The organism is Actinomyces denticolens (assembly GCF_002072185.1).
GTDB lineage: Bacteria > Actinomycetota > Actinomycetes > Actinomycetales > Actinomycetaceae > Actinomyces > Actinomyces denticolens.
The window spans coordinates 1-7,262 of record NZ_MVIW01000067.1; the positions used below are offsets into that span (position 1 = coordinate 1).

Below are 7,262 nucleotides of genomic sequence, written 5' to 3' on the forward strand. Positions count from 1 at the left end.
AGCCCGAAACCGAGCCCGACTCCGAGGCCTTGGACGTCGGCGAGCAGACCACCAGCCAACCCCAGCCGGCAACCGTCGGCGCCAGATAAAACACCCTCCACAAAACCCGGGGCTTGACACTGCGGGTCGACCCGCCTCTCCTTGGAGTACCCCACCCGCCGCAGGGAGTCCTCCTTCTCCGCCTCAAAATAAAGCGTCGTCACACCTGCAGGCACAGGGACAGATCCCCGCGGCCGGTGACGTGCCGCAGGCAGGCTGCCTGAATACCGGCACGCCACTCGTTACTCGCGCAACGGGCCAGGGACCGGAACAAGGAGCGTGGGGTTAGGGCATCAACTCCGAGCTCTCCCAGCACGGCGGGGACCTGCTCCTTACTGCTGGGCTCCACGAGACGGGCCAGCGCCATCTGCCTGAACCCCTCATCCCCACCCACCGCTTCATCCAGCCCCAGAGCCTCATACGCCCCCCGACAGGACATCCCACAGCAGGGCAGAGCGCTGCCCGACGACCACCGCCGGAGCGGCCTGGCGGGCAGCCTGAGGGGCCAGGCCGGCCAGGTCCAGCACACCCTGGCCTCCCCGGATCTTCTCCCGCCCCGCCTGAACCAGGGCCGCCAGCTCCGCCTCATCGTGCGCCGAGCCCAGGTGCTCCACAATCCGGCGCACCCCATGCTCCTTAGCCACGATCTGCACCGCCGTAGCACCAGAAGCGGTACGCACCTTACGAACATACGGACTCACACACCATCACTCTACCGCCCACCGGATTAGTGCCCCACAACCACCAACCCAACCGCACCACACCAACGAAAAAACTCGATCACCCCAACAACCTGTCAGGAGTCAGGTGAAAGCAGCACGGCCGCGCCGAAAGGTCCGCACCACCGTGCCAGCCGAGGACCTGGACGAGCACCCCGACCTGGTGCGCCGCGACTCCCGCCGCGCCCGCCGCGGGTATCAAGTGGTGTGGGGACATAACCTACATTCCTACTTGGGCGGGGTTCGTGTACCTGGCCACCGTCCTGGACTGCTGTACGAAGAAGGCGGCCGTGTATGCGTTGACGGATCATACTCGCACCGACCTGGTCTGCCAGGCCACCGACATGGCCGTCCGGAACCGCAAGCCCACCGGTGGGGTGACTGCTTTTCATTCCGACCGCGGGGCTTGACACATCACTAACCCACCACACCCTTAAACCGGAAGCGCAACCGAACTGTTAGATTCCGCCCTTACTCCTACCCTATCGCGTCAGACCTTAATCGGGGTGTTCTCCTCGGTTTCAAACCCGCGCGATCATAGCCGGTAAGACATCAAACACGAGGACGCCGACAACCATGCGCCGGAAACGCGGGCGACATCAAGCCGTTACGTGTCTTAAATCGCGCCCACCAGTCCACGCCACAACATAGCGATCAGGCCCATCGGGAAGTCCAGCCTGCACACTTGTCATCACCGTCCAATGAACAACAGTCTCATGACCATTGTTCGGAGGGACAACGGCAAGACGGCGTCCTCCCGGATCGATACGAGTGATCACAAAACTACGAGGCGACGGCATAAGCCCCGTGCGGTGCGCCTTAGAAACCGCCTCCTTTGCGCACCACGTAACAGTCCACCAATCGGTCTCCGGATACGCTTCCTGAGCACGAAGAACAAGGCCCCGTTCTATTGAAGACCACCCCAATTTCATCTGCTCCACGCTCCGAGCGGCGCAGACATCAACATCGATACCGACCATTACACCATCATCACGCCGCGCTAACGCGACCGCCAGCCCGGCAACATGTGCAATGGAAACAGTCACCCCTTCTGCATTTGCAAAACCGTAGCGACCATGAACCTCCGGACAACCGTCTTCACCTGGAAGAACCGAAATTTGAGCCGGAAAAATCGGTTCAGCAACTTCTTGCCACAGCAGATCACGCACCGCATCCTTTGCCGCGATACGGCCGAGCAGCCAATGCCGCTGGCGGACCGCCGGAAGAGCCTCATAGTACCTACGTTCGGGAGAACCCAAGTAGTTTCGCATAGTCATCTGTCTCGAAGCGAGATTACTCCAGGGTTCCGCACAGGCAACCCAGCCACCGACCTGGACGCGAGAAAGCGCGTGTAGCTCGGGCCAATTCTCAACCGCCTGAGTCGTAGGCGAGTTGTCAAACCTTCTATCCGTCCAACCACGAGCTCGACAGACGATCCGTCGCCCCTGACTCAGTATGATATCGGCGATCACAACGTCATCCCTAAGATCAACTATATTCACATGGCAATCTAGGTCATCCCCCGAGCTCGGGATATCTCCGAAGAATTCGACTGCGTCGATAGCGGCCGGAAGCATACGGGTGTTGTTTGTCTGACTCGCAATCAACCAATACCCGAAGATCTGCCCCATGCAGTCCATTACCGCTCCAGGCACATCAGACGGACGAATACGGCCGGCTATACCGTCAGGGCCAATAGGACCAATACGTGTAACTCCCTGGAAACTCGGCCCATGAAAAAGTATGCGTTTAGAATAAAGCTCCCCCGCCGTTAACTCACACCTTGCCCAAGTCTCGGGAATCTCCGGCGCGGCATCGTCACACGTATCATAACGCCGAGCAATCCGGGCGCTGACACTCGCGTGTTCACCAAATCGTACATGAATCCAACCGTCGTCGCCGTCGTCAACCCGAAGTTCCACCTGTTGCTCAGGCTCCGCAGGGAGCCACGATATAAACCTCACATCCCGAAATCCAACGACCCTACGTCCTTGATAACGTTGTTCGAGCACGTGCCGAGCGAGATCAAGTATCGTTGTTCCGGGGACAACCGGCCAACGATCCTGTAAATCTGGCCACCGAGGCGCCTGACGGTAGAAACAGTGATCCAGAAGAAAAGGCATCGTTCGAGTTGACACGGTAATAACGTCCGACGTCCTCTGTGTGGCGGTCGAATCACTGAGGGCAGTCCGCGCACTGCTTTCCCCGAATCCATCCTCACGTCTACGTATATGCGACAAAGGCGTACCTAGATCAAGCTTCACATCGAACGGTCCTTGCGGGCAACGTCCTGCGATGGAGAATCTACCTCGCCTTGCTGGGACCCCTTCGTCCTTCCCCAAACACCACATTAGTTCTTTAACCCAAAACACATCCTCCGCGAGCGACGCTGAGCTCGGGCGTAACTGCGCGCAAATATGGTGACGGTCGCCGAGGATAGAGTCAATCAAACTATTGGCAGTTCCTCTGCCAACTTGGACGAACACGCGAGCACCGTTAGCGTACAGCGCCTCAATCGTCTCGCGGAATCTAACGGGTCTTGTGATCGCAGAGGCGAGCTGTTCCGATGCATTTTCGATCTCATATTGCGAAGCCGACGCAGAAGACCACACCGGGGTGTCGGTATTTGTCCATGTCATCGCACCAAAAGCCCGCCGCAGCCCGTGAATATAACGACCTGCTGCCGGGGTATGGAAACCGGACCTCAAGTCAATACGCCTTATCATCAGACGCTCCGCCCGAGCCCGCTTAGCAACTACTTCCAGTTCACGATCCGGACCACCAACGAGACACTGATTCGGAGCGTTGTCATGCGACAGGCATGTATGCTCCAATCCTTCCAACAGCGGAAGTGTGCTTTCTCGGTCCGCAACTATAAGTATGTAACCAGTCTCCGGAGCCGGCACGGTTCCGATAAGCCGTTGCACGAATTCGGGATGTTTGTCATCGACATCCACTGCTCCTGCGAAGTGCAGCGCATTCAACTCTCCTATGCTCGAACCGACAACATCGTCAAAAACGACGCCCGCTGTTCGAAGAACCTCGCTCTCCACCCAACTTTCCTCCAGCACAGCTCGTGCATGCTCACGCCAATCGTACTGGGGACCATCCTCCCCATCGACAGGTCCGCCTTCAAGACCAGGAAATACGCCCACGACTGGACTCCCGGACCCGTAGACCATCTGATCGACAAAACAGATACCAGGAACGGCCCAAGCGCCGTGCTGCTCCTCCAAGCCTTTGACAAGCATGTCTATGCGCTCATCAGTGGGATCGACGACACTCACCTTTACCGGACCTTCCCCCCAGGTAGCCCCAGCAGGTTGACTCATGATCTCCGCGACGGTCATTCGCCGAAGTTGCTCGATCGCCTCCTGACGACTACGCGCACGCAACCGGAACGCGTATCGCGACCGTGAAGCAATCTCGAGAGGTGAGTGTCTTTCTGGAGTTGCAGTCCGTACAGGTGGTTGTGATACCACGACGTGCCCGTTGACTCCTCCGAATCCAAAGGCGCTAACGCCAGCACGCCGCACATGTCCATCTGATTCCCACGCCTGTGCTGTCCGCCTAATCGTCAACCCCGCACCCAGCTTAGGAAGCGGTGTCGAAGGGACAACTGAGGGCAAAAGAATGCCGTCGCGGGTTGCACCGATCGCTCGAATCAGGCCTGCCGCACCGGCCGCGGGCATCGCATGCCCGATGAAGGACTTAGCCGTCGAGATCGTAATCTCATGCGCTGGCTGTCCAACGAGCTCGATCAAAGAGCCCAACTCGACGGCGTCCCCTACCGGTGTTCCGGTACCGTGAGCTTCATAAAGCATAAACGACGCGTCGCTAGGACTGACTCCCGCCTCTCGCCATGCGCGGCGCATGGCGAGCACCTGTCCCTGAGAGCCTGGACGGACAGGAGTACCCGAAGCGCCATCTGAACTTACGCCTACTCCTTCGATCACCGCGTGAATTCGTCTTCCGGACGCAATCGCGCTCTCGAGTCGCTCAACAACAAACATAGCACTGCCTTCGCCGATCAGAAGACCGTCGCCCTTCTCATCAAAAGGCCGAACGCAACCCCGCCTCGACATGGCGCCCATCCGGCAGAATACATTCCAGAAACTCACGTCGTGACAATGATGTACAGCTCCCACCACCATGGCGTCAACAGAACCCAGCGCAAGTTGCGACATCGCGGTATCCAGCGCGACAATAGATGATGCGCATGCCGCGTCTGTCGTCCAACTACCGCCACGAAGATCGAAATGACCCGCTATTCGCGCCGATGAAAGATTGGAAACCAGGCCTACCGCATCACTCCCGTCGCCGACTGAGATCGATTCCCTAAACTGCCTTACAACCTCCTTAATCTCGTCGGAACTTATAGTCGGAAATATGTCATGAAGGCTGGCCTCAAGTTGCCGTGAGCCTCGAAGATAGTTAGTCAACCTAATTCCAGCGGGAGCGACGTATCCCCCCTTTCCCAGAACGACTCCAATTCTCTCACGAGGCACCGTTTGGAGAAGATCACCCGCGTCGGAAAGCGCCTCATCTGCCAATGCCAACGCTATTACCTGATCAGGTTCCATCGCGCGGGCTGCACGAGGAGAAAGCCCAAGGTCCTCAATATTCACCGTGAGCCCCTCATCAACGAATGCGCCAATATTCCCGTAGATACCTTCAGCCCCGGTCGCTGCAGCATCTACAAATACCTTGGGAATACGGTCCTCCGGAGCTTCGCGGAATGCCGAAATGCCGGCGACACTGTTGGCCCAAAACTCATCAACGTTCAAGGCCCCGGGGAATAGCGCACTCATTCCAACGACAGCTAGGGGAGAACGAGACCGAACCTCGCCCGAATGAACAACTGCGGACATTATTCCCACCCCCGCGGCAGATACACTACTGACCTACAATCCCTTGGTCCCCAAACAAGCTCTCTCACAAGAGCCTCAGCACCCGCAGACGGATGTATAAGCGATCTTCCGTTTGCCAGAAAGCTTCGTTCAAGCTCGGCTGAAACCATTCCAGCGTGAATACCGTGAGGAGCCCAGGGACCCCAGTTAACGGTAAAAGTCCGCACTCCACGTTGACGCCCCCACCGGGTGAGCGTTGACTGCATTCCGTCGTTCCCGGCCGCATATCCGATCTGTCCCCGGCTACCTCGGACGGCGGCGATACTACCGAAACCGATCACAAATCCCGGAATCACCTCACATGCGTCCAGGCCCCGCAGTACGTTGTCAATCCCGTCTTGTTTAGTGCGATACACACGATCGAACTGGTCACGACTTGTTCGCGAAAGCAACTGGTCACGGTTGATACCAGAACCAAACACGACGCCATCGATGCGGCCACGCTCTTGGACAACCGACGCGAGAAACTCTTCAACCGCTTGCGCATCACGAACATCAACGCATCGATATTCGGCAATGCTGCCAGAAGACTCCAGACCCGCCAGCGTGTCGCGTATTTCTCGTTCTGACAGCACGCGGCGCGCTTCGTTCTCGATCTCGCCAAGATCCTTGAACCCGTCTCGCTGAAGGGCCTTACGCAAGTCGATCAATGTCTCAGCTCCGCGTAGAACTTGTGGATCATTGTCGCGCGGAATTGCACTCGAGCCACATATATATGTGTACCCTGGACACAACGAACTCAGCCGTTTCGCGACTACAGAAGTTATTCCTCTACCACCGCCGAAGAATACGAGCGTTCGACCAGGACCCAGGCCAATAGCACTGAGACCTTCTACTATGCCGTCTGATGGACCAGAGCCAGTCCTCCCTAAAGTATCCAATGGAACCGGCACGAGTTCGAATCCAGTCGTTCCCCGCTCCGTAATGACATGAACGGGTGCTGAATCATGCGTCAATTCTAACGCCCGACGCACGCACGTCGCATCGTCCGCCTCAGGAAGGTCTACTTCGGTGTACTGGACGCGCACATCGGGCAGTTCCAGCGCCAGCGTACGCATCAACCCGCGAATACCATCCACACCACGATCCGGCGTACCGTCGACCGAATCACACACAACTCGTCTAACTACGAACAACCCCCCAAGCCCTGGGACTAGTGCAATTCTCTTGAGCGTATCGAAATAGCACGGCAGCTCCCTATCGGCGCCACGATCGTCGGCGAAGTCAATAACGACGCCACCTGGTGGGACTTCCGCTACGTCTAAGTTGTACACCGCAGCACAAACCTCGGACGCCAAGGCTCCAGAATCCTCGGGACGATCAGTGCGGATCAAGCGCCGGACCGGGTATGCATCATTATCCTGACGAACAGTAATCGGCTCTGAAAGCCTCACCTCGAAGCGAAAGGGCTGACTGTCCACCACCTCGCTCTCGGCAGTGTCCGGTCGAATATCGATGTCTGTGTCAATATTGTCCTGGTGTGTATCGGCTATATCCAGATGCTTCAACAACCACTGAGTCATCGCGGCAACGGTGCGGGACTTCGACAGATCCTCAAGCTCTCCGTCCGCCATACCGTCGGCATCCAAACCGC

Annotated in this window: 3 protein-coding genes and 1 pseudogene; 1 reads left to right on the plus strand and 3 read right to left on the minus strand. The window is 57.8% G+C overall.

What is annotated here, in order from left to right; all coding sequences use genetic code 11:
- Positions 1-119 precede the first annotated feature (119 nt).
- Positions 120-740: pseudogene (locus B1H55_RS13140) on the minus strand (IS1634 family transposase); the annotation flags it as partial.
- Positions 741-955: 215 nt separating this feature from the next.
- Here B1H55_RS13140 and B1H55_RS13145 point away from each other — a divergent pair.
- Positions 956-1,168, plus strand: coding sequence for a DDE-type integrase/transposase/recombinase (locus B1H55_RS13145; protein ID WP_080461753.1), 213 nt, complete (start codon positions 956-958; stop codon positions 1,166-1,168).
- Positions 1,169-1,357: 189 nt separating this feature from the next.
- Here B1H55_RS13145 and B1H55_RS12435 read toward each other — a convergent pair whose 3' ends face one another.
- Positions 1,358-5,629, minus strand: a complete 4,272-nt coding sequence (locus B1H55_RS12435) for a beta-ketoacyl synthase N-terminal-like domain-containing protein (RefSeq protein ID WP_143163911.1) — start codon at positions 5,627-5,629, stop codon at positions 1,358-1,360.
- Positions 5,629-7,262: SDR family NAD(P)-dependent oxidoreductase (locus tag B1H55_RS11800; protein ID WP_143222434.1), on the minus strand; the 1,634-nt coding region annotated here is incomplete at its 5' end. The genes B1H55_RS12435 and B1H55_RS11800, both read right to left, overlap by 1 nt.